This window comes from Micromonospora sp. NPDC092111, from assembly GCF_044755745.1.
Classification (GTDB): Bacteria; Actinomycetota; Actinomycetes; order Mycobacteriales; family Micromonosporaceae; genus Micromonospora.
The window spans coordinates 267,215-292,570 of sequence record NZ_JBIVRQ010000006.1; the positions used below are offsets into that span (position 1 = coordinate 267,215).

24 protein-coding genes are annotated in these 25,356 nt (G+C 72.4%); 12 read left to right on the top strand and 12 right to left on the bottom strand.

Annotation, left to right across the window (positions count from 1 at the left end):
• Positions 1–54: 54 nt before the first annotated feature.
• The 5 genes from ACIQG9_RS15395 to ACIQG9_RS15415 all read right to left on the bottom strand — a co-directional run bounded on the left by ACIQG9_RS15395 (position 55) and on the right by ACIQG9_RS15415 (position 6,746).
• Positions 55–2,604 carry an ABC transporter permease gene (locus ACIQG9_RS15395; protein WP_400402251.1) on the bottom strand — a complete coding sequence of 850 codons (2,550 nt, stop codon included), beginning with the start codon at positions 2,602–2,604 and terminating at the stop codon, positions 55–57.
• Complete coding sequence (locus ACIQG9_RS15400) at positions 2,604–3,371, bottom strand: ABC transporter ATP-binding protein (RefSeq protein ID WP_400402254.1); 768 nt, start codon at positions 3,369–3,371, stop codon at positions 2,604–2,606. Before ACIQG9_RS15400 ends, ACIQG9_RS15395 begins: the two co-directional genes overlap by 1 nt.
• A gap of 357 nt (positions 3,372–3,728) precedes the next feature.
• Positions 3,729–4,409, bottom strand: coding sequence for a response regulator (locus ACIQG9_RS15405; RefSeq protein ID WP_400402257.1), 681 nt, complete (start codon positions 4,407–4,409; stop codon positions 3,729–3,731).
• Positions 4,410–4,435: 26 nt separating this feature from the next.
• Positions 4,436–5,629 (bottom strand): sensor histidine kinase, encoded by a 1,194-nt coding sequence (locus ACIQG9_RS15410; protein ID WP_400402259.1) that lies wholly within the window; start codon positions 5,627–5,629, stop codon positions 4,436–4,438.
• Between the two features lie 202 nt (positions 5,630–5,831).
• On the bottom strand, positions 5,832–6,746 hold the full coding sequence (locus ACIQG9_RS15415) for a RecB family exonuclease (protein WP_400402262.1): 915 nt from the start codon (positions 6,744–6,746) through the stop codon (positions 5,832–5,834).
• A gap of 82 nt (positions 6,747–6,828) precedes the next feature.
• Between ACIQG9_RS15415 and ACIQG9_RS15420 the strand changes: the two genes are divergently transcribed.
• From ACIQG9_RS15420 to ACIQG9_RS15430, 3 genes are all read left to right on the top strand, one after another.
• On the top strand, positions 6,829–7,983 hold the full coding sequence (locus ACIQG9_RS15420; RefSeq protein ID WP_400402265.1) for a M50 family metallopeptidase: 1,155 nt from the start codon (positions 6,829–6,831) through the stop codon (positions 7,981–7,983).
• A gap of 44 nt (positions 7,984–8,027) precedes the next feature.
• The gene (locus tag ACIQG9_RS15425; protein ID WP_400402465.1) at positions 8,028–8,987 is read left to right on the top strand and encodes a tRNA (adenine-N1)-methyltransferase; all 960 of its coding nucleotides are present in this window, start codon (positions 8,028–8,030) and stop codon (positions 8,985–8,987) included.
• An 81-nt stretch (positions 8,988–9,068) separates the two neighbouring features.
• On the top strand, positions 9,069–9,641 hold the full coding sequence (locus ACIQG9_RS15430) for a hypothetical protein (protein WP_400402267.1): 573 nt from the start codon (positions 9,069–9,071) through the stop codon (positions 9,639–9,641).
• Positions 9,642–9,785: 144 nt separating this feature from the next.
• Here ACIQG9_RS15430 and ACIQG9_RS15435 read toward each other — a convergent pair whose 3' ends face one another.
• Entirely contained in the window at positions 9,786–10,082 is a 297-nt protein-coding gene (locus ACIQG9_RS15435; RefSeq protein ID WP_400402269.1) for a ferredoxin, read from the bottom strand.
• Between the two features lie 177 nt (positions 10,083–10,259).
• Between ACIQG9_RS15435 and arc the strand changes: the two genes are divergently transcribed.
• The 7 genes from arc to prcA all read left to right on the top strand — a co-directional run bounded on the left by arc (position 10,260) and on the right by prcA (position 18,198).
• Entirely contained in the window at positions 10,260–12,041 is a 1,782-nt protein-coding gene (arc, locus tag ACIQG9_RS15440) for a proteasome ATPase (protein ID WP_400402272.1), read from the top strand.
• A gap of 160 nt (positions 12,042–12,201) precedes the next feature.
• Positions 12,202–14,277: a hypothetical protein gene (locus ACIQG9_RS15445; protein ID WP_400402275.1), complete on the top strand. Its 2,076-nt coding sequence runs from the start codon at positions 12,202–12,204 to the stop codon at positions 14,275–14,277.
• Between the two features lie 58 nt (positions 14,278–14,335).
• A complete protein-coding gene (gene dop, locus ACIQG9_RS15450) occupies positions 14,336–15,853 on the top strand; it encodes a depupylase/deamidase Dop (protein WP_400402278.1) in 1,518 nt (505 codons plus the stop codon).
• A 108-nt stretch (positions 15,854–15,961) separates the two neighbouring features.
• A complete protein-coding gene (locus tag ACIQG9_RS15455) occupies positions 15,962–16,174 on the top strand; it encodes a ubiquitin-like protein Pup (RefSeq protein WP_328346538.1) in 213 nt (70 codons plus the stop codon).
• 191 nt (positions 16,175–16,365) lie between these two features.
• Complete coding sequence (locus ACIQG9_RS15460) at positions 16,366–16,548, top strand: endonuclease domain-containing protein (RefSeq protein ID WP_400402468.1); 183 nt, start codon at positions 16,366–16,368, stop codon at positions 16,546–16,548.
• On the top strand, positions 16,467–17,306 hold the full coding sequence (gene prcB / locus ACIQG9_RS15465) for a proteasome subunit beta (RefSeq protein WP_400402281.1): 840 nt from the start codon (positions 16,467–16,469) through the stop codon (positions 17,304–17,306). The genes ACIQG9_RS15460 and prcB overlap by 82 nt, the downstream gene beginning before the upstream one ends.
• 58 nt (positions 17,307–17,364) lie before the next feature.
• Positions 17,365–18,198: a proteasome subunit alpha gene (gene prcA, locus ACIQG9_RS15470; RefSeq protein WP_400402283.1), complete on the top strand. Its 834-nt coding sequence runs from the start codon at positions 17,365–17,367 to the stop codon at positions 18,196–18,198.
• A 115-nt stretch (positions 18,199–18,313) separates the two neighbouring features.
• Here prcA and ACIQG9_RS15475 read toward each other — a convergent pair whose 3' ends face one another.
• The 6 genes from ACIQG9_RS15475 to rfbB are packed head-to-tail and all read right to left on the bottom strand — an operon-like array spanning position 18,314 to position 23,614.
• Complete coding sequence (locus tag ACIQG9_RS15475) at positions 18,314–19,342, bottom strand: glycosyltransferase family 2 protein (RefSeq protein ID WP_400402286.1); 1,029 nt, start codon at positions 19,340–19,342, stop codon at positions 18,314–18,316.
• The gene (locus tag ACIQG9_RS15480) at positions 19,339–20,652 is read right to left on the bottom strand and encodes a polysaccharide biosynthesis protein (RefSeq protein WP_400402287.1); all 1,314 of its coding nucleotides are present in this window, start codon (positions 20,650–20,652) and stop codon (positions 19,339–19,341) included. Before ACIQG9_RS15480 ends, ACIQG9_RS15475 begins: the two co-directional genes overlap by 4 nt.
• The gene (locus tag ACIQG9_RS15485) at positions 20,649–21,350 is read right to left on the bottom strand and encodes a glycosyltransferase family 2 protein (RefSeq protein ID WP_400402289.1); all 702 of its coding nucleotides are present in this window, start codon (positions 21,348–21,350) and stop codon (positions 20,649–20,651) included. Before ACIQG9_RS15485 ends, ACIQG9_RS15480 begins: the two co-directional genes overlap by 4 nt.
• Positions 21,343–21,732 (bottom strand): DUF2304 domain-containing protein, encoded by a 390-nt coding sequence (locus ACIQG9_RS15490; protein ID WP_400402291.1) that lies wholly within the window; start codon positions 21,730–21,732, stop codon positions 21,343–21,345. Before ACIQG9_RS15490 ends, ACIQG9_RS15485 begins: the two co-directional genes overlap by 8 nt.
• Positions 21,729–22,616 carry a dTDP-4-dehydrorhamnose reductase gene (gene rfbD, locus ACIQG9_RS15495; RefSeq protein ID WP_400402293.1) on the bottom strand — a complete coding sequence of 296 codons (888 nt, stop codon included), beginning with the start codon at positions 22,614–22,616 and terminating at the stop codon, positions 21,729–21,731. The genes ACIQG9_RS15490 and rfbD overlap by 4 nt, the downstream gene beginning before the upstream one ends.
• A complete protein-coding gene (gene rfbB, locus ACIQG9_RS15500; RefSeq protein WP_400402295.1) occupies positions 22,613–23,614 on the bottom strand; it encodes a dTDP-glucose 4,6-dehydratase in 1,002 nt (333 codons plus the stop codon). The genes rfbD and rfbB overlap by 4 nt, the downstream gene beginning before the upstream one ends.
• 88 nt (positions 23,615–23,702) lie before the next feature.
• Here rfbB and rfbA point away from each other — a divergent pair, with 88 nt between their 5' ends.
• Complete coding sequence (rfbA, locus tag ACIQG9_RS15505) at positions 23,703–24,566, top strand: glucose-1-phosphate thymidylyltransferase RfbA (RefSeq protein WP_400402297.1); 864 nt, start codon at positions 23,703–23,705, stop codon at positions 24,564–24,566.
• 98 nt (positions 24,567–24,664) lie between these two features.
• Positions 24,665–25,288, top strand: coding sequence for a dTDP-4-dehydrorhamnose 3,5-epimerase (gene rfbC, locus ACIQG9_RS15510; RefSeq protein ID WP_400402299.1), 624 nt, complete (start codon positions 24,665–24,667; stop codon positions 25,286–25,288).
• Positions 25,289–25,356: the final 68 nt, after the last annotated feature.

Consider the following 25,356-nt stretch of genomic DNA (forward strand, 5'->3'; position numbering starts at 1 on the left):
ACGTCGAGGGGGTCCCGCCGGCCGGCGGGACCCCCTCGACGACTTCGCCGCAGCTCAGTCGTGGGCGATGGCGCCCAGCACGTTGATCCGCGCCGCCCGCACCGCGGGCAGCACCGCGGCGACCACCCCGATGATCGCGGCCAGCACCAGGAACACCACCATCTGACCCCAGGGCAGGATCAGGTCGGTGATGCCCTCGTCCTTGAGCGCCTCGACCACCGCCGCGCCGAGACCGACACCGACCGCGATCCCGAGCAGCGCACCGAAGATCGAGATCACCACCGCCTCCACGGTGATCATGCGCATGGTCTGCGCCCGGCGCAGCCCGATCGCCCGCAGCAGGCCCAGCTCGCGGGTCCGCTCCAGCACCGACAGGGCCAGCGTGTTGATGATGCCGAGCACCGCGATCACGATGGCCAGCGCCAACAGGATCTGGATCATCGTGAGCAGGCCGTCCAGGGAGCTGGTCTGCTGCGCGATGAACGCGTCCCGGTCGGCGACCGACACCTCGGGGCTGTCGGCGAGCAGCGCCTCCACCTGCGGCTGCACGTCGGCGGCCCGGGTGCCCGGAGCGAGCTGGACGAAGCCCTGGATGGGCTGCGGAATGGCGAAGCTCTTCGCCGCCTGCGCCGGCAGCACCACCGGATTGGTGAGCTGGGAACTCTCGTAGATGCCGCTGACCGTGTAGGTGCGGGCCTCGCCCCGGGAGAGCTGCACGGTCACCTGCGAACCCACCGACACGTTGCGGGACGTCGCGCTGTCGGAGCTGAACAGCATCTGGTCCGGGCCGAGCCGGCTGATGTCACCGGCGGTGGCCTTCGCCCCGAAGATCCGCTCCAGCGCGGTGACGTCACTCGACGCGGACACCCAGGTGTTCTGGCCGTTGACCGTGGCCATGTCGCCGTACTCGCCGTCGACCAACTGCACGCCGGGCAGGGCCGCGGCCTTCTCCAGCACCGCCGGGTCGAAGCTCGGCGGGCGCGGGCCACTCTGGGCACCCGAGATCACCAGCTCGGCCTTGATGGTGTCCCGGGCCAGCGCGCTGATGCTGCCCTTGGCCGAGTCCAGGATCACCGTCACCCCGGTCACCAGGGCGATGCCGACCATCAGCGCCGCCGCGGTGATCGCCGTGCGGCGCGGGTTGCGGCCGGAGTTGAGCCGGCCCAGCTTGCCCGGCACCGACCAGGCGAAGACCGCCCCGAGCAGGGACACCACCGGCCGGCTGATCAGCGGGGTCAGCAGCGCCACCCCGATGAAGGCGAAGAGCACCCCGCCGAGGATGGTGGCCAGCGTGCTGCCCCCGGCGTTGCCGCTGAGCCCTAGGAAGAGCAGCACGCCGCCGATCGCGGTGACCACACCCCCGGCCACCGTCACCTTCGTCAACGGCCGGTCCGGGGTGGCCACGTCCTGCATCGCCGCGATCGGCGGGATGCGGGACGCCCGTAGCGCCGGCAACAGCGCCGCCACCACCGTGATCACCAGGCCGACCGCGAACGAACCGATCACCGCCGACGCGGGCACCCCCACCCCGGCCAGCGACAGTCCACCGGCCAGCGTGCCGAACAGGTACGCCAGCAGGGCGCCCACCCCGATGCCGGCGGCCAGCCCCAGCACCGAGGCGATCAGGCCGACCGCCACCGCCTCCAGCACCACCGAGCCGATGACCTGCTTCCCGCTCGCCCCGATCGCCCGCATCAGGGCCAGTTCCCGGGTCCGCTGGGCCACGATGATCGAGAAGGTGTTGAGGATCAGGAAGGTGCCCACCAGCAGCGCCACCGCGGCGAAACCGAGCAGGATCTTGTTGAAGAAGGACAGCCCCTCCTTCAGGCCGGCCGAGGCGTCGGCGGACACCTGCGCGCCGGTCTTGACCTCGTAGTCACCGCCGAGCGCCCGGGCGACCTCGTCGCGCAGGCTGGTGTCGCTGACCCCGTCGGCGGCCTTGACGGTGATGCTGTTGAAGACGTCCCGCTCGCCGAGCATGAGCTGCTGCGCCACCGGCGTGGTGAAGGCGACCTCGTTGACCCCGCCGACCGAATCCCGGTCACCGCTGTAACCGAAGATCCCGACCAGGGTGAACTCCTTCTTCGGTTCCAGGGTCAGCACGCCGACCCGGTCGCCGACCTTCACCTTCGCCGCCTGCGCCAGCGCCGCGTTGACCACGATCTCGTCGGCCGCCCGCGGCTCACGACCCTCACGCAGCTTCACCAGGTCGCTCTCGCCCACCCAGTTCTCACCGAGTTGGGGCGGCCCGAACGAGGTGACCACCTTGCCGTTGCTGCCGATCAGCCGGGCCCCGTCGGCCGCCACCACCCCGGTGGCCTCGGCCACCCCGGTGACCGCCCGGACCTGCTCCAGTGTCGCGGCCGGCACCGCCGCCGGCACCTGCTCGCCCTGGGTCTCGCTGAGCGCGACCTTCGGCTTGGCGGCGACGTTGACGTCGATGCCCTCGTACGCGTCGGCGAAGACCGCGTCGAACGACCGGCCGAGGGTGTCGGTGAGCACGAACGCCCCGGAGACGAACATGACGCCCAGCACCACGGCCAGGCCGGACAGCAGCAGGCGCAACTTACGCGCCAGCAGGCTCTTGAGAGTGGCGCGGAACATCAGCGCGCCACCTCGATGGGAGCGTCCAGCTTCTTCATGGTGTCCAGCACCGTGTCGGCGGTCGGCTCGATCAGCTCGGAGACGATCTGCCCGTCGGCGAGGAAGACGACCCGGTCGGCGTACGCGGCGGCGGTCGGGTCGTGGGTGACCATCACGATGGTCTGCCCGTGCTCGCGGACCGAGTTGCGCAGGAAGTTCAGCACCTCCGCGCCGGACCGGGAATCCAGGTTCCCGGTCGGCTCGTCAGCGAAGATCACCTCGGGGCGGGCGACCAACGCCCTGGCGCAGGCGACCCGCTGCTGCTGGCCGCCGGAGAGCTGGGCGGGCCGGTGCCCCAGCCGGTCCCGCAGGCCCACCGTGTCGATCACCGTGTCGTACCAGGCCGGGTCGGGCCTGCGTCCGGCGATCGACATCGGCAGCAGGATGTTCTCCTGCGCGGTGAGCGTGGGCAGCAGGTTGAACTGCTGGAAGATGAAGCCCACCTTGTCCCGGCGCAGCTTCGTCAGGCCCGCGTCGCCGAGCCCGGTCACCATCGTGTCGCCGATCTGCACCGTCCCCTTGCTGACCGAGTCCAACCCGGCCAGGCAGTGCATCAGCGTCGACTTGCCCGAGCCCGACGGACCCATGATCGCGGTGAACCGGCCCCGCTCGAACTCGGCGCTGACCCCGCGCAGCGCGGCGACCTGGGCCTCGCCGCTGCCGTACACCTTCCACACGTCGTTCGCCCGGGCCGCGGCCTGCCCATGCTGGCCTACCGTCGCGGTCACGTCATCTACCTCTTCCGTCTGGCTGTGTCTGTCCCCACCGCCCCCGCTGGTCGGTGGGGCTGAAACCATCCTCGGTGCCGGCCGGCGCCGATCCGTCCGACTCCGGGTTGACCCGTCGCGGATTTCCCGCTGCGGGTCGGCCCGGAGTCCGGCTCAGGGTTGCCCCTGAGTCAGCGACGTCCGCACCCGTTCGCCGCCCGTCTCCACCGGCGGCGGCGTCGACCGTAGGACCTGACGCCACGTCACGGTCAACCGCGCCGTGCCGCCTTTCGTCACGGTAGGTGAGCGCGACAACGCCGTCGTCGTCCTGCCGGCGTCACCCCGGGTACGCCCCGAGGCGGACCCGGACCCGTCCCGCTACGCCTTGGGGCGGACCAGCCCCGACTCGTACGCCAGCACCACCGCCTGCACCCGGTCGCGTAGCCCCAGCTTGGTCAGCACGTGCCCGACGTGCGTCTTGATGGTGGTCTCGCTCACCGACAGTGCTGCGGCGATCTCCGCGTTCGACAGCCCCCGGGCCACCTGGACGAGGACCTCCCGCTCCCGCTCGGTCAGCGTGCCCAACGCCTTCGGCGGGCTGGCCGCCGGATCGGGCAGCACGGTGGCGAACCGGTCCAGCAGCCGTTTGAGGATGCGGGGCGCGACCACCGCCTCCCCGGCGGCGACCGTGCGGATGGCGGTCACCAGGTCCTCCGCCGGCACGTCCTTGGCCAGGAAGCCGCTGGCCCCGGCGCGCAACGCGCCCACCACGTACTCGTCGAGGTCGAAGGTGGTGAGGATGAGCACCCGCACCGGCAGCCGGGCGTCGACGATCGCCCGGGTGGCGGCCACCCCGTCCATCCGGGGCATCCGGATGTCCATCAGCACCACGTCGGGCAGCAGCCGGCGGGACAGCTCCACCGCCTCCTGGCCGTCCCCGGCCTCGGCCACGATGTCCAGGTCGTCCTCGGTGCCCAGCACCATCCGGAAGCCGGTGCGCAGCAACGGCTGGTCGTCGGCGAGCAGGATCCGTACCGGCCGCCCCGTCGATTCGCCCATCCGCGCTCCCCGTTCTGCCCGCTCCGTCACGCCGGGACCGCCCCGACCGGTTCGACCGGGATCCTCGCGTGCACCCGGAAGCCGCCGCCGGGGCGTGGCCCGGTGCGCAGGATCCCACCGTAGAGCCCGACCCGTTCCCGCATCCCGACCAGACCGTGCCCGATCCGGTCGGGTTGCGGGCCGGGGCCGCGCCCGGTGTCGGTGACCTCCACCGTCAGCGCGCCGCCCTCGACGCCCAGCCGGACCACCGCGGTGGCCGTCCCGGCGTGCTTGAGGGCGTTGGTCAGCGCCTCCTGCACGATCCGGTACACCGTCAGCGAGACGCCCTCCTCCACCGCCGGGACGACGCCGTCGACCTCCAGGGTGACCGGCAGCCCCGCCTCGCGGACCTGATCGACGAGCGCCCCGATGCCGGCCAGGCCGGGCTGCGGGGTGAGATCGGCGGCCGGCTCCGCGTCGGTACGCAGCACGTCGAGCAGGCGACGCATCTCCCGCAGGGTGACCCGGCTGGTGTCCTCGATGGTGGCGATCGCCTCGTCGGCGGCGTCGAGGTCCCGGCGCAGCACCCGGCGCGCCCCGGTGGCCAGCACCCCCATCACACTGACGTGGTGGGCGACCACGTCGTGCAGCTCGCGGGCGATCCGCCGGCGCTCGTCGGCCACCGCCTGCTCGGCCAGCGACCGCTGGTTCGCCTCCGCCACCCGGGCCCGCTCCCGCAGCGCCCGCAGCGACGTGCGCCGGGCCCGTACCGCACGGCCCACCGCGTACGCCAACAGCGCGGTGAGCAGGTTGTTGAGCACCAGGTACGCCGGGCCGACGTCGAGACCGGTGTCCAGCGGGGTGAGGACGTTGACCGCGGCCACCGGCACCCAGAGCAGCACGGTGGCGGCGACCGCCTGGCGTACGTGCCGGTCGGCGGCCATCGTGTAGGTGAGCACCACGAAGGCCAGGCTCTGGGTGGTCGGGGCGTGCCCGAGCAGCGCCGGGACGGCGAGGGTGGCCAGCGCGCCGCCCACCGCCGGCCACGGGGCGACCCGGCGCAGCGCCACCGGCGCGGCGCAGAGCACGCTCCAGCCCAGCGCGGCCGGTAACTGCCCGGGCCAGAACTCGCGCGGGGCGAGCAGGGTGAAGACGACCTCCAGCGCCACCAGCGCGGCGGCGAAGAGCGCGTCCCGGGCCAGCGGCCGCCGCGACCACCAACGCTCGGGTCCATCGGTCATACCGCGACGCTATCCGCCCGGCGAGCCGGCCCGTCGTCGCCGGCGGTGAACCTGCTCTCCTCCTCGGGGATGAGGCCCGCTCCACCCGGCCGGGCCCGACCGGCGCGGATCCACCGCGCCGCGAGCCCACCTCCCCGGATGGACCCCGCCGACCACGGTGGGCCTGACCCCCGAACCGTGGTGCCCGGCCAGCCCCGGCCGGCTACTCGTCCGCGCCCGGGGCCGCCGGCCGGGACCGGGCGTCGCGCAACGGGTCGGCCGTCGCCGACCGCGGCGGGAACGGCGGTGGGGTGCCACCGAAGGTCGGGCAGTGCGCCTGGTGGCTGCACCAGTCGCAGAGCCGGCTCGGCCGGGGGCGGAAATCCTGCCGCTCGGTGGCCTGCTCGATGGCCTGCCACAGCGCCACCACGGTGCGCTCGAACCGCAGCAGCTCCTCGGCGTCGGGGGAGTAGTCGCAGACCTCGGCGTCCCGGAGGTAGAGCAGGCGCAGCACCCGGGGCACCACGCCCCGGGTGCGCCACAGCACCAGCGCGTAGAACTTGAGCTGGAACAGGGCCCGCGCCTCGAACGCCTCCCGAGGCGCCCCGCCGGTCTTGTAGTCGACCACCCGCAGCGCGCCGTCGGGTGCCACGTCGAGCCGGTCGAGGTAGCCCCGGATGAGCAGCTCGTCGTCGACCACCGCCGAGATCAGGCTCTCCCGCTCGGCGGGCTCCAACCGGCGCGGGTCCTCCACCGCGAAGTAGCCCGCCAGCAGTGCCGTGGCCGAGCGGAGGAACTCGGCGCTGCCCGCCTCGTCGCCGGCGTCGAACAGGTCGGCCAGCTCCGGCTGCTCGGTGACCAGCCGGTCCCACTGCGGAGCCACCAGGTCACCGGCCGCGTCGGGGGTGCGGTCGGTCGCGGGCAGGTCGAACAGCCGCTCCAGCACGGCGTGGACCAGGGTGCCCCGGGCCTGCTCGACGGTGGTCCGCTCGGGCAGCCGGTCGATGCTGCGGAACCGGTAGAGCAGCGGGCAGGTCTTGAAGTCGGCGGCCCGGGACGGTGACAGCGACGCCCGGACCGTGGCGGGCAGCGCCGCCGCCGGAGTGTGCTGCTTATCGATCACCGGTTCCGCCGTCATGCCCCGAAGGTTAGGACACCGGTGTGACAGGGCCGCGCTCGGCGCACCGGAGCATGATCGCGCACCGCGTAGCATCGGGGCGATGGAGTCCCGTCCCCGCGCACCGCGCCGGCCCGCCCGGCGTACCGGCCTCACCGTCGGCCGGGTGTTCGGGGTGCCGCTGCACCTGAACGTCTCGATGCTGCTGCTGACCCTGCTGGTGACCGTCACCTACGCCGAGTTCGCCCGGCAGCAGCTCGGCCTGTCCCCGCTCGGCGGCTACCTGATCGGCCTCGGCTTCGTGGTGTCGCTGCTGGGCTCGGTGCTGCTGCACGAGCTGGGCCACGCGCTGACCGCCCGCCGGTACGGCATCGGTGTGCGCGGGATCACCCTGGAACTGCTCGGCGGCTACACGGAGATGGACCGCGACGCCCCCACCCCCCGGGTGGACCTGCTGGTCTCGCTGGCCGGGCCGGCGGTCTCGGCGGTGCTCGGCGCGCTCGCCGTCACCGTCACGCTGGCCCTGCCCGAGCACACCCTGGCCCACCAGCTCGCGCTGCAACTGGCGCTCAGCAACGTCATCGTCGCGGTCTTCAACGTGCTGCCCGGACTGCCGTTGGACGGCGGCCGGGCGCTGCGCGCCGTGGTGTGGGGGATCACCCGGGACCGGCACCGGGCCACCGAGGTCGCCGGCTGGGTCGGGCGGGCCGTCGCGGTGGGCACCGCCGCGCTGGTCGTCCTGCTCACCGTCGAGCGGATCCTGGTGCCGCTGGCGCTGCCGCTGATGCTGCTGGTCGCGTTCACCCTGTGGCGGGGGGCCGGCCAGGCGATCCGGTACGCCCGGATCAGCCGCCGGGTCCCGCTGATCGACCTGGCCCGGCTGGCCCGCCCGGTCTTCGCCGTACCCACCGGGATGCCGCTGGCCGAGGCGCAGCGCCGGGCGGCCGAGCAGGGCCCGCCGGGGGCCGTGCTCGCCGTGGTCGACGGCGCCGGCCGGCCGGTCGCCCTGGTGGACCCGGCGGCGGCGGACGCCGTACCGGTGGCCCGTCGGCCCTGGCTGGCGGTGGACGCGGCGGCCCGGCCGCTGGCCGGCCTGCCCACCCTGCCGGTCGGTCTCGACGGTGAGCGGGTGATGGCGGCCGTCCAGACCCACCCGGGCGCACGGTACGTGGTGACGTCAGGCGAAGATGTCGTCGGCGTTCTGCACATCGCGGATCTCGCGCAGGTCCTCGAACCCACACGGAAGATGAACAGGTGACCGCAGCACATCCCCCCGCCCCCTCGGCCCAGAACGGCACCCCGGTGCCCGCCGCCATCCCGGAGCTTCCTCCGGTGCACCGGGGGCCGTTCCGCCCCGGTGACCGGGTGCAGCTGACCGACCCCAAGGGGCGGATGCACACGGTGGTCCTGGAGCCCGGCAAGGCGTTCCACACCCACCGGGGCATCCTGGAGCACGACGCGCTGATCGGGCAGCCCGACGGCAGCGTGGTCACCACCTCCGGCGGCGGGACGGCCTTCCTGGCGCTGCGCCCACTGCTGTCGGACTACGTGCTGTCCATGCCGCGCGGCGCCCAGGTGATCTACCCCAAGGACGCCGCGCAGATCGTGGCGATGGGCGACGTCTTCCCCGGCGCGAAGGTGCTGGAGGCCGGCGCCGGCTCCGGGGCGCTGAGCTGCTCGCTGCTGCGCGCCGTGGGCACCGGCGGTGAGCTGCACTCCTACGAGATGCGCGACGACTTCGCGCAGATCGCCCGGCGCAACGTGGAGGCGTTCTTCGGCGCCCCGCACCCGGCCTGGCGGCTGCACGTCGGCGACGTCGCCGACTGCCCGGAGACGGGCTTCGACCGGATCATCCTGGACATGCTGACCCCGTGGGAGACCCTCGACATGGTCGAGCGGGCACTGCTGCCCGGCGGCGTGTTCATCGGCTACGTGGCGACCACCCCGCAGCTCTCCGAGCTGGTCGAGGCGCTGCGCGAACGGGGCGGCTGGACCGAGCCGCGGGCCTGGGAGTCGCTGGTCCGCGACTGGCACGCCGAGGGGCTCGCGGTCCGCCCGGACCACCGGATGATCGCGCACACCGCGTTCCTGGTCTCCGCGCGTAAGCTCGCTCCGGGCGTCACCGCGCCGCCCCGGCGCCGCAAGCCCAGCAAGGGCGCCGAGGCGTACGCCGAGCGCAAGCAGGCGCTGCGGGAGGCGGCGGCGGCCCGCCAGGCCGCGGCCGAACAGGCCGCCGGGGCCGACGAGGTGGACCGGCCGTGACGGCGGATCGGGGCGGCTGGGAGTGAACGGGCGGATCCCGCCGGCCGGTGCGGGCCGGCGGCGCGACCTGGGGGAGCGGGCATGAGTCGGCCGGGTTTCGGCGGTGGCGAACTGCCGGCCGTGTTCCCGGACTGGTCGCCGTACCAGGACCTCGAGTCGGCCGCGCGGGCCTACCTGCGCGACCCGGACATCGCCCTGGAGGCGCTGGGCGGGGTGCTGCGCGGCGCCTCGGTGCTCGGCTTCACCCTGGAACGCTTCGTCAACGAGGTCAACGGGGTCTGGCAGGAGGTCGTCGTCTGCGACGGCAGCCGGCTGGTGCTCTGGCACGGTGAGGACGTGCCGCCCGGGGAGGGCCCGCCCGGGTCGATGACGTCGTCGCTGCGGGTGGTGCCGGTCTCCACGGTCACCGAGGTCGGTTGCCGGCGCCGGCTGACCCGGGCCGACGACGGCGCGGTGCGGGTCGACAGCATCGACGTGTACCTGCTGCTCACCTCGCTGGACGAGGCGCCGCCCGGCGACGAGGCGGTCGGTGCGCCCCGGCACGACGCGCTGCGGTTCGGCAAGACCCTCGACGACGGCGGGGCCGGTCAGATCGCCCGGCTGGAGGAGTTCGCCCGGCTGGTGGCGTCGGTGGTCGGCCGTCCGCTGCTGTAGCCCGGAGACGGACCGTAGCCCGGAGGCGGGCTGCGGTCCGGACCGGCGGTGGCGCGGCCCGAGGCCGGACCCGGGTCCGGCCGGTAGGTGAACGGGCCGCGGACGACAGGCGTCGTCCGCGGCCCGGGCCGCCGTCGCCGGCGGTCAGTCGTCCTCGGCCTCCGGGCCGGCGACCTCGACGCCGTCGCTGCCGCGCACCACGTGGATGCAATCGCCCGGACACTCCTTCGCGGAGTCGATCACCTCCAGGCGCAGGTGCTCCGGTACGTCGACCCGGCTGCCCGGGGTGAGCCGCAGCTCGCCGTCGGCGCCCTTGACGTACGCCAGGCCGTCGACGTCGAACTCGAACACCTCCGGCGCGTACTGCACGCACAGCCCGTCGCCCGTGCAGAGATCCTGGTCCACCCAGACCTGTAGCTGGTCGGTCGCGACCTCGGCCACCGGTGCACCCCCCATGTTCTCCCGTCCCACCCCCCGACGGTACCCGAACGCCCGGACCTGCCCCTCGGGCGTCCCTTGGCGATCAAGGTTCGGTGACGAGGGCGTTGCGTGGGACCGAATCGGCCTCATAGCGGCTAGTGTTAGGGCAGAACGTTCAAGCCCCCGGGGAGGTGGGACGTGGCACGCAGCGACGACGCGGACTCGCGCGCCGCACGGTGGGAGAAGGAGGCCCACGATCTCTCCACGCAGGTCGCGTTCCTTCAGGAGGAACTCGCTCTGGTGCGGCGCAAGTTGACCGAAAGCCCCCGACACGTCCGGCAGCTCGAAGAGCGGCTGGCGGCCACCCAGGCACAGTTGGCGCGGCTCACCGAGAACAACGACCGGCTCGTGAGCACCCTCAAGGAGGCTCGCGCGCAGATCGTGACGCTCAAGGAGGAGATCGACCGGCTGGCACAGCCGCCGTCCGGCTACGGCGTCTTCCTCGCGCGGCACGACGACGGCACGGTGGACATCTTCACCGGCGGACGCAAGCTCCGGGTCGCCGTCTCACCCTCGCTGGACGCCGCGGAGCTGCGGCGTGGCCAGGAGGTCCTGCTCAACGACGCGCTCAACATCGTCGACGCGTTCGGCTACGAGCGGGTCGGCGAGGTCGTGATGCTCAAGGAGATCCTCGCGGGTCCCGAGGGCGCACCGGGTGACCGGGCGCTGGTGGTCTCGCACTCCGACGAGGAGCGGATCGTGCACCTGGCCGACACCCTGATCGGTACGCCGATCCGGGCCGGCGACTCGCTCATGATCGAGCCCCGCTCGGCGTACGCCTACGAGCGGATCCCGAAGAGCGAGGTCGAGGAGCTGGTGCTGGAGGAGGTGCCCGACGTCGACTACTCCGACATCGGTGGCCTCCAGTCGCAGATCGAGCAGATCCGCGACGCGGTGGAGCTGCCCTTCCTGCACGCCGACCTGTTCCGGGAGCACCAGCTCCGACCGCCGAAGGGCATCCTGCTCTACGGCCCGCCGGGCTGCGGCAAGACGCTCATCGCCAAGGCGGTGGCGAACTCGCTGGCCAAGAAGATCGCCGAGCGGCTGGGCAAGGATCGGCACACCAGCTTCTTTCTCAACATCAAGGGTCCGGAGCTGCTCAACAAGTACGTCGGCGAGACCGAGCGGCACATCCGGCTGATCTTCCAGCGGGCCCGGGAGAAGGCCGGCGAGGGCACTCCGGTCATCGTGTTCTTCGACGAGATGGACTCGATCTTCCGGACCCGTGGCTCCGGCGTCTCCTCGGACGTGGAGAACACCATCGTCCCGCAGTTGCTCAGCGAGATCGACGGTGTGGAGGGGCTGGAGAACGTCATCGTGATCGGCGCCTCCAACCGGGAGGACATGATCGACCCGGCCATCCTGCGACCCGGCCGGCTCGACGTGAAGATCAAGATCGAGCGGCCGGACGCCGAGGCGGCCAAGGACATCTTCTCCAAGTACATCCTCGCCGGGCTGCCCCTGCACCCGGACGACCTGACCGAGCACGGCGGCGACCCTCAGGCCACCGTGGCGGCAATGATCGACGCGGTCGTGCTGCGGATGTACTCCGAGACCGAGGAGAACCGCTTCCTCGAGGTGACCTACGCCAACGGTGACAAGGAAGTCCTCTACTTCAAGGACTTCAACTCCGGCGCGATGATCCAGAACATCGTCGACCGGGGCAAGAAGATGGCGATCAAGGAGTTCCTCACCTCCGGGCGCAAGGGGCTGCGGCTACAGCACCTGCTCGACGCCTGCGTCGACGAGTTCCGGGAGAACGAGGACCTGCCCAACACCACCAACCCGGACGACTGGGCCCGGATCTCCGGCAAGAAGGGCGAGCGGATCGTCTACATCCGTACGCTCGTCTCCGGCGGCAAGGGCGCGGAGGCCGGCCGGTCCATCGAGACCGCCAGCAACACCGGCCAGTACCTCTGACCGACGAACACCCCGCGACGGGGCCCGTGGCGCGACGCGCCACGGGCCCCGTCGTCCATGTCACCCATTGTTAACCGGACGCCGGTGCGTCCGGCGGGCGGAATGCCGGACTCGTCGCTAGACTTCCCCCACCGCGTCGTCAACCTTCCCGAGGATCTGCGTGCCGCCCGAGTTGACCGTCGTCGAGCCACCGGTGTCCCCGGTGGCGCAGCAGCCGCCCCCCAGCACCCCGACGAACCCCGTGCGGCGCCACTGGCGGTGGATCCCGGTCCTGCTGGTGGCGCTCGTCGCGGCGTGGGCCGTGCCGCTCGCCGCGCACGCCCTGCACCGGGACTGGCTGCTTCCCCCGGTCGTGCTGGTCGCCACCGCCAGCGTGCTGCGCGGCGGCCGTACCCTGCTCGACCGGCTGATGCTCGCCCTCGGCCTGCTCCTCGGCCTGGCCGCCGTCGCCGGCCTGCTCTTCCCGGTCTGGCCCTGGGGGATGCGGCCGGTGCCGGTCACCGGCGTCGCCCTCACCCTGCTCGTCCTCGTCGCCGCCGCGCTGCGCCGCCGACCCCGGCTGCCCCGCCCCGGCTGGGCCGACCTGTTCCCCCTCGCCGGCGCCGCGGCGATGGTGGCCTACCTGCGGCAACCCTGGCTGCGCGCCACCGATCTCGCCGACCGGCTGACCATCCTCGGCCTGGGTGAGGACAACTGGCGTCACCTCGCCCTGTTCGACGTCATGGGACGCCTCGGCGGCTACACCTTCGTCGATCCGGCCGCCGCCCGGGAGCAGATCACCGCCCAACTCGTCTACTACCCGCAGGGCTGGCACCTGATCACCGCGCTGCTCGACGGCTTCCTCGTCCCCACCGGCGGGGCGTCCCGGGGCGCGGACCTCGTCGCCCACTACGCCGGCTGGACCATCGCCGGCTTCGGGCTGCTCACTCTGGCCATGGTCTGGGCCGCCCAGCGGGTCTCCGGCCCGATCCACCTGCTGCACCGCACCGTGCTCACCGTGGTCGTCGGCGCGCTGGTGCTCGGTACCCAACTGCCCCGCCTGCTCTACTCCGGCTACCCCACCGAGGTCCTCGGGCTGGCCCTGACCGTGCTGCTCGCCGCCCTGGTCGCCCGGCCGGTCCCCGGCACCCGGGAACAGGTCGTGCTGCTCTGCGCGCTCCTCGCCGCCGTCGGGTTCACCTACTACCTCTTCCTCCCGCCCGCCGCCGTCCTGGTCCTCTGCTGGGTGGTCACCCACTGGCGGGAGGCGCTGCGCCGCTGGTTCACCGTGCTGTCCGTGGGGCTGCTCGCCGGGGCGCTCGCCCTGGTGGCCCCGCTGCTCGGCGTGCTGCGGGCCGGGCAGACCGAGGCGCTGGTCATCGGCTCGTCCCAGGCCGTCGAGGGGTGGCGCGCCCTGATCTGGCTCGGCGGCATCGTCGGGGTGGCCCTGCTGGTCCAGGTCGCCCGCGCCGATCCGGCCTGGCGGCGCTGGCTGCTGGTCTGCGTCGTCGGCGCGGCCCTGCCGCTGACCATCGCCCAGCTCAACACCGACGCCGGGGTGCCGCCCGGCTACTACTTCGTCAAGGCGACCCACCTGGCCACCGCGCTGCTCGTCGTCGGCACCGCCGGGGTGGTCCGGCTGCTACCGGTGCCCCGGCCGGCGCTGACCGTCCGTGGGGTCGGCAGCACCGTCGCCGCGGTTCTCGCCGGGACGCTCACGATGACCGTCGCCGTCGCGCTCTGCGGGGTCACCGGCTGGCACCGTGGGCTGCTCGTGGTCGACGAGCAGACCTGGGCGCAGCGCTGGGTCCACCAGGACCTCGCCCTGCCGTCCAGAGTGGCCTGGGTGTGCGCCGACGCCCAGCAGCGTTACCCGGAGGTGCCGGGCACCACCACCCTGGTCATCGACCGTGGCCCGTACCGGTCGTACGGGATCTCGCTGTGCCTGTCCGCGCTGCACGGCACCACCGCCGCGACCGATCCGGGCATCTACGCGCTGCCGTTCCTCGAACCCGACCGCACCGAACTGATCGTGCGGCGGGTGGCCGGCCCGATCCGCTTCATCACCTCCGACCCGAAGGGTGAGCGTCGGGTCCAGCGGATGCTCCGCCAGGAGCCCGCCCTGCGCCACCGGCTGAGCTGGGTGCCGCTGGCCGTCCCCGAGTGCGAGGTGGCCGTCTCCGACGAGCCGCCGCCGCCCGGCACCGCGCCGGCGACACCGGAGCCGGCTGAGCCGGCGTGCCCACTTCCCCGGTGAGGCGGACTACGCTCGACGTGACGGCGGACCGGGTGAGGCGAGCGGAGCGGGTAGGTCGATGAGCGTTAGACGGATCATGGGCACCGAGATCGAGTACGGGATCTCGGTGCCCGGCCAGGCCGGAGCCAACCCGATGGTCACCTCGTCCCAGGTGGTCAACGCGTACGGTGCGCGTCCGGAACTCAACCGTGGCGGGCGGGCCCGATGGGACTACGAGGAGGAGTCGCCGCTGCGCGACGCCCGGGGATTCACCTACTCCGGGGCCGCCTACGACCCGGCCGAGGCGCTCGCCGACGAGGACCTCGGGCTGGCCAACGTGATACTCACCAACGGCGCCCGGCTCTACGTCGACCACGCGCACCCGGAATACTCCACCCCCGAGGTGACCAACCCGCTCGACGTGGTGCGCTGGGACAAGGCGGGGGAGCGGGTGATGGCCGAGGCGGCCCGCCGGGCGGCCACCATCCCGGGCACCCACCCGATCCACCTCTACAAGAACAACACCGACAACAAGGGTGCCAGCTACGGTGCCCACGAGAACTACCTGATGCGGCGGCAGACCCCGTTCGCCGACATCGTGGCGTACCTGACGCCGTTCTTCGTCACCCGGCAGATCGTCTGCGGTGCCGGCCGGGTCGGCATCGGCCAGGACGGCGGGCAGAGCGGCTTCCAGATCTCGCAGCGGGCAGACTTCTTCGAGGTCGAGGTCGGCCTGGAGACCACCCTGAAGCGGCCGATCATCAACACCCGGGACGAGCCGCACGCCGACGCGGACAAGTACCGCCGGTTGCACGTCATCATCGGCGACGCCAACCTGTCGGAGATCTCCACCTACCTCAAGGTGGGCACCACCGCGTTGATCCTCACCATGATCGAGGAGAAGGCGCTCGGCGCCGACCTGGGCATCGCCGACCCGGTCAACGAGCTGCGCGCGGTCAGCCACGATCCGTCGCTGACGCATCGGATGCGGCTGCGCGACGGTCGCCGGTTGACCGCCCTGGACGTCCAGTGGGCCTACTTCGAGCGGGTGCAGTCCTTCGTGGAGGACCGCTACGGCACCGATGCCGACGCGCAGACCCTGGACGTGCTGGACCGTTGGGAGAGCGTGCTGGACCGGCTCGGCCGGGACGCGTTCCTCTGCGCCGACGAGTTGGACTGGGTGGCCAAGCTGCGGCTGCTGGAGGGTTACCGGGAGCGGGAGAAGCTGGGCTGGGGGTCGCACAAGCTCCAACTGGTCGACCTCCAGTACTCCGACGTACGGCCGGAGAAGGGGCTCTACCACCGGCTGGTCACCCGGGGCTCGATGAAGACGCTGCTGGACGACGAGCAGACCCGTCGGGCGATGACCGAGCCGCCGGAGGACACCCGGGCCTACTTCCGGGGTCGCTGCCTGGCCCAGTACGCCTCCGAGGTGGTCGCGGCGAGCTGGGACTCGGTGATCTTCGACGTGGGCCGCGAGTCGCTGGTCCGGGTGCCGATGATGGAGCCGGAGCGGGGCACCCGCAAGCACGTCGGGGCGCTGTTCGACCGGTGCGACACCGCCAAGGATCTGCTGGAGACCCTCACCGGCGGCTGACCCGTCCACGACGGTGGCCCGTCGCGTGCCGGATGCCGGCGCGCGACGGGCTTTTCGTCGCTCAGGCGAGGTAAGTTCATCGCAGACGATCGTGGAGGAGGCAGCGAGATGGCTTCACAAGAGGGCGGCCAGACCCAGTCGGGCAAGTCGCACCAGGCCGAGGAGATCGACGACGTCACCACCGAGGCCAACCCCGAGGTGGCGGAGCGGCACGCCGAGATCACCGAGGACGTCGACGACCTCCTCGACGAGATCGACTCCGTGCTGGAGGAGAACGCCGAGGAGTTTGTCAGGGGTTACGTACAAAAAGGCGGAGAATAGGGCATACCGGGTCCATCGGGCATGCTCGGTGGGCTGGTCCGCGACGACGGGCGGGCGTGGTCGCGACGGTGAGGCCACCCGCGCCGGCTCCGCGCTGCCAGCCCGGCGTCGCTTCCGGCCGGAGCGGCAGTCCACCTGGGCCTGACGATCCCGATCGGGAACATGTGGACCACGATCATCGCACCGGGTGGGTGCGCGGGATACTCTGCTTCAACTGCAACGGTGGTCTTGGCCAGTTCCGTGACAGTCCCGCGAGGCTGGCCAGGGCGATCACGTACCTGAGAGGAACCACGTGGCAGCGGGCTTTGATCCATCCGGGCGTCTACCAGATGTGTTCACCAACGCGGGGACGTCCTCCTTCACCTCGTTCCTGAGCCGGGTGGCCCCCGAGATGCTGCCCGGTCGGCGGCCGCTGCCGCCGGGCATGGCCGCCGACCTGGCGCCGCACGCCACCACCATCGTGGCGATCTCGGCCGCCGGCGGCGTGGTGATGGCGGGCGACCGGCGGGCCACCATGGGCAACCTGATCGCCCAGCGCGACATCGAGAAGGTGCACCCGGCCGACGCGTACTCGCTGGTCGGCATCGCCGGCACGGCGGGCATCGGCATCGAGCTGATGCGACTGTTCCAGGTGGAGCTGGAGCACTACGAGAAGATCGAGGGCGCGATGCTCTCCCTCGACGGCAAGGCCAACCGGCTCGCCTCGATGATCCGCGGCAACCTCGGCGCGGCCATGCAGGGGCTCGCGGTCGTTCCGCTCTTCGCCGGCTTCGACCTGGCCGCCAAGGACCCGGCCCGGGCCGGGCGGATCTTCAGCTTCGACGTCACCGGCGGCCCGTACGAGGAGACCGGCTACGACGCGATCGGCTCCGGTTCGCTCTTCGCCAAGTCGGCCCTGAAGAAGCGGTTCCGCACCGGCATCTCCGTCGACGACGCGACCCGTCTCGCCGTCGAGGCGCTGTACGACGCCGCCGACGACGACACGGCCACCGGCGGGCCGGACCTGACCCGCCGGATCTACCCGGTGGTGATGACGGCGACCGCCGAGGGCACCCACCGGCTCACCGAGGCCGAGACGGCGACCATCGCCGAGGCGGTCGTCGCCGGGCGGATGGAGAACCCGGGCGGCTGACGCCGCTCCCACACCCACCAGCAGTCGCCAGCACAGCGCCCGAAGGAGAACCGCCGCCGTGGCCATGCAGTTCTACGCCTCGCCCGAGCAGATCATGCGCGACCGCTCCGAGCTGGCCCGCAAGGGCATCGCCCGGGGTCGCAGCGCGGTGGTCCTGAGTTACACCGGTGGGGTGCTCTTCGTCGCGGAGAACCTCTCCAGCGCCCTGCACAAGGTCAGTGAGATCTACGACCGGATCGGCTTCGCCGCCGTCGGCCGGTACAACGAGTTCGAGAACCTGCGCCGCGCCGGCGTGCGGATGGCCGACCTGAACGGCCTGAGCTACGACCGGCGCGACGTGACCGGCCGGGCCCTGGCGAACGCCTTCGCGCAGACCCTGGGCGCGATCTTCACCGAGCAGTCCAAGCCGTTCGAGGTGGAGATCTGCGTGGCGGAGGTCGGCCCCACGGCCGACGAGGACGAGCTGTACCGGCTCACCTACGACGGCTCGGTCAACGACGAGCCGGGCCGGATGGCCATGGGCGGCCAGGCCGAGGCGATCACCGGAGTGCTCAAGTCCCAGCACCGGCCCGACATGTCGCTCAGCGAAGCGGTACGGGTGGCCGTGCAGGCGCTGAGCAGCGTCGGCGGCGAGGGCGGCGCGGCCCGGACCATCGCCGCCAACCAACTGGAGGTGGCGGTCCTGGACCGTCGCCGGGTGGGACGTACGTTCCGGCGGATCACCGGGGCGGCGCTGACCGCGCTGCTCGACGGCGACGCGGCGGGCGACACCGCGCCGGCCGACGGCCAGGCCAGCACCCCGGCGGTGCCGACCGAGGAGGCCCACAAGCCGACCACCTCGGCGGGCTCGGCCGACCTGGAGGGCCAGCCGCAGGAAAAGCCGGAAGCCTAGCGTCGAACGGTGCAGGGGCCGGGGTGACCCCGGCCCCTGCACCGTCTCCCCAGCTCATACCGCCCCCGAACCGGCGTCGTCACCGACCCGTGTCAGCGGCGGATCCGGAAACGTTTCAGGGCTTGCGGAGCAGCGGCTTCGCCAGCGCCCAGTAGCTGGCCGCGATGACGTTGAAGATGCCCATGCCGGGCGGCGACTCGACGTTCGACGGGTCGACCTTGGCGGTCATCAGCTCGGCGATGACGCCGTCGGGGACCATCCGCTCCTCCTGGAGGCGACGGCGGCGGGCGCGCACCCAGGCCCGGTTGGTCCACAACCAGCCCCAGCCACGGACCTTCTCCCGGCTCCACCCGCCCAGCAGCGCGGCCACCAGCATGGCCGCCTCGGTGAGCAGCAGCATCGGCGCGAGCACCACCAACGTCCGCGTCTCGTACGCGGTGAGCAGCGAGATCACCCGGTTCCGCTCCAGCAGGTAGTGCTTGAGCTTGTTGCGGGAGAACTCGTAGTGGTGCACCACGACGGCGTCCGGGACGTACTCCAGGCGCAGCCCGCGCTGCCACAGCCGCAGGCTGATCTCGGTGTCCTCGTGGTAGGCGAAGTACTCGGCGGCGAAGCCGTCCAACTCCCGCCACAGCGCCCGGTTGATGACGAAGCAGCAGCCGCTGATCGACGGAACGGTGGTGCGCACGGCGTGCGCGCTGGCCGGCTCGCCGTTGCCGCCGGCCCAGGACAGGCCGATGAAGTGCAACGGGTTGCCGGAGGTGTTGATCAGCTCGGGGTTCTCGGCGAGCCGGATCGAGGCCATCGCCGCGCCGACGCCCGGCTCGCCGGCCACCGCGACCGTCCGGGCGAGGGCGTCGGGGGAGACGACGGCGTCGGAGTTGACGAAGGCCAGCCACTCACCGGTGGCCTCGGCGGCACCGACCCGGCAACCGCCGGAGTAGCCGGTGTTCTCCTCCGGCCGGATCACCCGGACCCGGTCGAAGCCCTTGACCACGTCGATGCCGTCGCCGGTGCAGCCGTTGTCGACCACGATCAGCTCGACCTCGACACCGGTGCTGTCGAGGACGGCGCGGGCGGCGTCGACCAGGTAGGGCTCGGCGCCGTAGGCGAGCATCACCGCGGAAACCTGCGGACGGTTCATCGGATGCCTCCGGAGACTCCAGTGGCCACCACGTCGTCGAGCGGCCGGGTGGGGGCGGACGTCGGGCTGGCACCCCGGCGCAGCAGCAGGACCGCCATGGTGGCGGCCACCACGACGGAGCCGACGGCGTACGCCAGTTCGACGCGGAGCGCGACCGGGGCCGGGACGACCGTGACGGCGAGCAGGGCGACCACCCCGACGGTCCAGGCGAGGGCCTGGGCACGGTGCCGGTCCAGGGCGAGCAGGGCCTGGCCGAGGACCATCGCCCACAGGTAGGCCAGGGTGCCGACGGCCAGCCAGGCGAAGTCGCCGTGACCGAGCACACCCGGCGCGTCGAAGAGCCGGCGGACCAGCCACGGGCCGAGCGCCACCGCGCCGACGGCCCCGGTGACGCCGAGGGCGGTGACGACGCCGAGCGCCCGGCGCAGCAGCCCGTGGAAACCGGCGACGTCGCCGGTGGTGACGGTGGTGGCCAACCCGGGCAGCAGGGATGCCTGCATCGAGCCGAAGACGAACAGCGGGATGCGGACCAGCACCAGGGCGGAGAGCAGCGCGCCCGCGGTGGCCACGTCGGCCGGGTCGAGCAGCCGTACGTTGATCACGCCGATGTTGACCACGACCTGGGAGAGCAGGCTGGAGACGGTGAGCAGGCCGAGCCCGCGCAGCAGGGTGCCCCAGGCGACGGGAACCCCGCCGCCGACCGCCCGCAGCACCGGCGGGAGGGTCACCACCACCGACAGCAGCGGGGCGACGACCAGCACCGCGCCGTACCAGACGGGGTCGGTGACCCCGGCGAGGCCGAGGCCGGCGACCAGCGCGATGCGCAGCCCGCCGTCGACCCCGAGCTGGGTGCCGTACCAGGGGAAGAGTTGCAGCCCGGACAGGACGCCCCGGGTGGTGTACGCGACGGCCATCGCGACCAGCGCACCGATCAGCACGGTGACCATCGTGCCGTCGCCGGCGAAGAACCGGTCGGCCAGCGCCCGGTAGCCGGCGAGGCTGGCCAGGACCAGCAGCGCCAGGACGGCGGCGGCGACGGCGGCGCCCCGGGCCAGCACCGGGCCGGGCGGCAGACCCTGGCTGCGGCGGGCGGCGACGACCCGGGCGACCTCCTGCTCGACGGGGATGAAGACGCCGATGCCGACGGTGAACACGATCGACCAGAGCACCGACAGTGAGGAGTAGTCGCCGAGGTCGAGGGCGTGCCCGGCGACCGCGAGGTGGACGTAGGAGGCGAGCCCGAGCAGGGCCAGCCCGCCTCCCACGGCCAGGGTGCCGGGCGGGACGAGGTGAAGCAGCCGCCGGATCACCGGCGGATGAGCGCCAGGGTGAGCACCGCGAAAGCCCGACCGAGGTAGATCATCGCCTTGGCGGGGGAGTGGCTGGGGGTGCCCGCCATCCGCTTGCGCATGGCCACCGGCACCTGGCGGATCCGGTAGCCGCGCCGGGCGGTGTGCACCAGCGTCTCGACCGTGTCGCCGAGGTACTCGGCCGGGTACCAGCCGGCGAACATCTCGATGACCCGCCGGTTGGCGGCCCGGAACCCGGAGGTGGTGTCGGTCAGCTTGGTCTTGGCGACCCGGGAGAGCACGCCCGAGAGCATCACCATCGCCCAGCGGCGGGGGCCGCGCACGGTGTAGTCGCCCTCGCCGGCGAACCGGGCACCGATGACCAGGTCGTTGTCGTCGAGCAGGTCGACCAGCTTCGGCACGTAGCGGGGGTCGTGCTGGCCGTCGGCGTCGATCTGGATGGCGACGTCGTAGCCGTTGTCCCGGGCGTACCGGTAGCCGAGCCGCATGGCCCCGCCCACCCCCAGGTTGTACGGCAGCTTCGCCACCCGGGCGCCGGCGGCGGCGGCCACCGCGGCGGTGCGGTCGGTGGAGCCGTCGTCGACGACCAGCACGTCGACGCCGGGCAGCTCGCCGCGGACCTCGCCGACCACGTCGGCGATCGACCCGGACTCGTTGAGCGCCGGGATGATGATCAGGACGCGCTTGCCGTTAACCATCGTGGGACACCAGTTCGTCTCGGGCGGCATCGGTGCCGCGGGCGGCCCGCTCCGCGTCGATCTGCGCGCGGAGCAGGGCGAAGTCCTCGGCCAGGGTGCGGGTCTCCTCCTCCAGCGCGCTGACCTCCCAGCTCAGGTGCACGCAGACCAGCAGCAGGAAGACGATGCCGAGGAAGAGTACGAGGCTGACCCCGGAGACCACGCCGAAGAAGCCGGCCACGTTGTCCAGCAGCCGGGGGAACAGCGACAACGGGATGACGATGACCAGTACGCCGAGCCAGAGCATGCCGTACTTCTCGCGGAGCTGACGGCGGCGCAGCAGCTCGACGATCGTGGCGAGCAGGATCAGGCCGGTCAGACCGGTGACGAGGGTGAGCTTCATGCGACCTTCCGCAGGGCGGGTGGAGTGGCGGAGTCGAAGGCGTCGGACAGCGCGTCGCGCCAGTCCGGCAGCGGGGGCAGGCCGGCCTCGGCCCAGCGGTCGTGCCCTAGCACACTGTACGCCGGTCGCGGGGCCGGACGCGGAAACCGGTCACTCGTGGTGGGTCGTACCCGATCCGGGTCGAGACCGGCCAGTGCGAAGGCGGCGCGGGTCAGGCCGTACCAGGTGGTCTGGCCGGAGCAGGTGCCGTGGTAGATGCCGGCGGGGGCCCGTCCGGCCAGTGCCGCGTCGGCGAGCGCCACCAGCCGGGTGGCCAGCGCGTACGACCAGGTGGGCTGGCCGTGCTGGTCGTCGACCACGTCGAGGTGGTCCCGGGTGGCGGCCAGGCCGAGCATGGTGGAGACGAAGTTGCGGCCGTGGCCGCCGTAGAGCCAGGCGGTCCGCACCAGGTAGCCGGTGTCGGGGAGGAACCGGGCCACCGCCTGCTCCCCGGCGACCTTGCTGCGGCCGTACGCGTTGATCGGGTGGGTCGGCGCGTCCTCGCGGTACGGGGTGTCCGCGTCGCCGGGGAAGACGTAGTCGGTGGACAGGTGCACCAGTCGGGCCCCGGCGGCGGCGCATGCCTGGGCGAGTTTCGCCACGCCGTGCCCGTTTACCGCGGTCGCTGCCGCCTCGTCCCGTTCGGCCGCGTCGACGTCGGTCCAGGCCGCGGTGTTGAACACCACGTCCTGGCCGGCGACGGCGGCGCGCACGGCGTCGGCGTCGGTGATGTCGAGGTCAGCCCGGGTGGCGGCGGTCACCGTGAGGTCCGGGCGGGTGTCGAGGACGCCCAGCAGATCCCGGCCGAGCATGCCGCTCGCGCCGGTGACGAGGATCCGGGTCACGCGGCCGGCACCGTCTTCAGCGGTTCCCACCAGGCCCGGTTCTCCCCGTACCAGCGGACGGTCTCGGCCAGCCCACGGTCGAGGTCGATGCTCGGGGCGTACCCCAGCTCGGCGCTGATCTTGCCGATGTCCAGCGAGTAGCGGCGGTCGTGGCCCTTGCGGTCGTCGACCGGGACGACCCGTTCCCAGCCGGCGCCGCAGGCCTCCAGCAGCCGGCCGGTCAGCTCCTTGTTGCTCAGCTCGGTGCCGCCGCCGATGTTGTAGACCTCACCGGCGCGCCCCTGGTGGGCCACCATCGCGATGCCCCGGCAGTGGTCGTGCACGTGCAGCCAGTCCCGGACGTTGCCGCCGTCGCCGTAGAGCGGCACGGTGCCGCCGTCGAGCAGGTTGGTGACGAACAGCGGGATGACCTTCTCGGGGAACTGGTACGGCCCGTAGTTGTTGGAGCAGCGGGTGACCACCACGTCCATGCCGTGGGTCCGGTGGTAGGCCAGCGCGAGCAGGTCGGAACCGGCCTTCGAGGCCGAGTACGGCGAGTTCGGCGACAGCGGCCAGGTCTCGGTCCAGGAGCCGGTGTCGATTGAGCCGTACACCTCGTCGGTGGAGACGTGCACGAACCGGCCGGTGCCGTGGCGCAGCGCGGCGTCCAGCAGGGTCTGGGTGCCCAGCACGTTGGTGGTGACGAACGGCGCGGCGCCGGCGATCGAGCGGTCCACGTGCGATTCCGCCGCGAAGTGGACGATCACGTCGTGACCGGCGACCACCTCGTCGACCGTCGCCGGGTCGCAGATGTCGCCGCGCACGAAGCGCAGCCGGGGGTCCTCGCGCACCGGCGCGAGGTTGTCCAGGTTGCCGGAGTAGGTGAGCTTGTCCAGCACGGTCACCATGGCGGGATCGACGGCGGGCACGCCGGAAGCGTCGCCGCCGGGCACGCCCAGCAGCATCCGTACGTACTCCGACCCGATGAATCCGGCTCCGCCGGTGACGAGAATCCTCACGGGGACGGAAGTGTACGCGAATCGGCGTGCGGGCCCGGGGACCCTGACCCCGGTGTCCGGTTCGCGTCGGTCCGGGTAGGCTCCCCGGGTGCGTGGAATCCTTCTCGCGGGTGGCACCGGGTCCCGGCTGTGGCCGATCACCCGGGCGGTCTCCAAGCAGCTGATGCCGATCTTCGACAAGCCGATGGTCTACTACCCCCTCTCGACGCTGGTGATGTCCGGCGTGCGGGAGATCCTGGTGATCACCACACCCGAGGACCAGAGCCAGTTCCAGCGGCTCCTCGGCGACGGCAGCCAGTGGGGCCTACGGCTGGAGTACGTCGTCCAGGCCCGCCCGGAGGGCATCGCCCAGGCGTTCGTGCTCGGCGCGGAGTTCATCGGCGACGACTCGGTGGCGCTGGTGCTGGGCGACAACATCTTCCACGGCGTCGGGCTGGGCCGGCAGTTGGCCGCCAACGGTGACCTGGTCGGCGGGCGGGTCTTCGCCTACCCGGTGGCCAACCCGGAGGCGTACGGCGTGGTCGACTTCGACGCCGACGGCAAGGTGCTGTCGATCGAGGAGAAGCCGGCCCGGCCGAAGTCCCGCTACGCGGTGCCGGGCCTGTACTTCTACGACAACCGGGTGGTCAAGATCGCCGCTGGGCTCACCCCGAGCGCCCGGGGCGAGCTGGAGATCACCGCGGTGAACGAGGCGTACCGGGAGGCCGGGGAGCTGTCGGTGACCGTGCTCGACCGGGGCACCGCCTGGCTGGACACCGGCACCTTCAGCTCGATGATGCAGGCGGGCGAGTTCGTCCGGGTCATCGAGGAGCGGCAGGGCATGAAGATCGGCTGCGTCGAGGAGGTCTGCTGGCAGGCCGGCCTGATCGACGACGACCAGCTCCGCGCGTTGGCCGAGCCGCTGACCAAGAGCGGTTATGGCGACTACCTGCTCGGGTTGCTGGCCGAGTAGCACGCCGGCCGGCCGCCCGGTCGGCATGGCAGGTGCGCGGTGCGCGCGAGGAGCGAGCCGCTGCGGCGAGACCCGCAGTCGGGAACGGAGATTTCGCGGTGAAGATTCGTCCGTTGAGCATCGAGGGCGCCTGGGAGATCACCCCGCAGCAGCATGGTGACCCGCGTGGCCTGTTCATGGAGTGGTACCGGTTCGACCACCTGGCCGAGGCGGTGGGCCACCCGCTGCGGCTGGCCCAGGCCAACCTGTCGGTCTCCGCCCGGGGCGTGGTGCGCGGCATCCACTTCGCCGACGTCCCGCCCGGCCAGGCCAAGTACGTGACCTGCGTACGCGGCGCGGTGCTGGACGTGGTGGTGGACCTGCGTACCGGGTCGCCGACGTTCGGCCGGTGGGAGGGTGTCCGGCTGGACGACACCGACCGGCGCGCGGTCTACCTCGCGGAGGGGCTGGGGCACGGCTTCTGCGCGCTGACCGACGACGCCACGCTGAGCTATCTCTGTTCGACCCCCTACAACCCGAAGGCTGAGCACGCGGTGCATCCCCTCGACACCGAGTTGGGCATCGAGTGGCCGGCCGACGTGCCGCAGCTCTCCGCCCGGGACGCCGCCGCGCCGACCCTGGCGCAGGTCCGCGAGTCGGGAGGGCTCCCCGACTTCGCGTCCTGCCGGTCGTTCGTGGCGGGGTTGGGGCCGGACGGAATGTCGTACTCGGACGGCATTTGATCCATCGGAGTGCACGAGCTGTGCGGTGACAGTGACGAACGGGGCCTTCGGGCGGCTAATGTCACATC

Excerpts from the sequence above, each read along its gene's own strand:
- ACIQG9_RS15490 (WP_400402291.1), bottom strand. The coding sequence starts at position 21,732 with ATGAAGCTCACCCTCGTCACCGGTCTGACCGGCCTGATCCTGCTCGCC.
- ACIQG9_RS15455 (WP_328346538.1), top strand. The coding sequence starts at position 15,962 with ATGGCTTCACAAGAGGGCGGCCAGACCCAGTCGGGCAAGTCGCACCAG.
- ACIQG9_RS15430 (WP_400402267.1), top strand. The coding sequence starts at position 9,069 with ATGAGTCGGCCGGGTTTCGGCGGTGGCGAACTGCCGGCCGTGTTCCCG.
- ACIQG9_RS15395 (WP_400402251.1), bottom strand. The coding sequence starts at position 2,604 with ATGTTCCGCGCCACTCTCAAGAGCCTGCTGGCGCGTAAGTTGCGCCTG.
- ACIQG9_RS15475 (WP_400402286.1), bottom strand. The coding sequence starts at position 19,342 with ATGAACCGTCCGCAGGTTTCCGCGGTGATGCTCGCCTACGGCGCCGAG.
- ACIQG9_RS15420 (WP_400402265.1), top strand. The coding sequence starts at position 6,829 with ATGGAGTCCCGTCCCCGCGCACCGCGCCGGCCCGCCCGGCGTACCGGC.
- ACIQG9_RS15485 (WP_400402289.1), bottom strand. The coding sequence starts at position 21,350 with ATGGTTAACGGCAAGCGCGTCCTGATCATCATCCCGGCGCTCAACGAG.
- ACIQG9_RS15405 (WP_400402257.1), bottom strand. The coding sequence starts at position 4,409 with ATGGGCGAATCGACGGGGCGGCCGGTACGGATCCTGCTCGCCGACGAC.
- ACIQG9_RS15410 (WP_400402259.1), bottom strand. The coding sequence starts at position 5,629 with ATGACCGATGGACCCGAGCGTTGGTGGTCGCGGCGGCCGCTGGCCCGG.
- dop (WP_400402278.1), top strand. The coding sequence starts at position 14,336 with ATGAGCGTTAGACGGATCATGGGCACCGAGATCGAGTACGGGATCTCG.
- ACIQG9_RS15415 (WP_400402262.1), bottom strand. The coding sequence starts at position 6,746 with ATGACGGCGGAACCGGTGATCGATAAGCAGCACACTCCGGCGGCGGCG.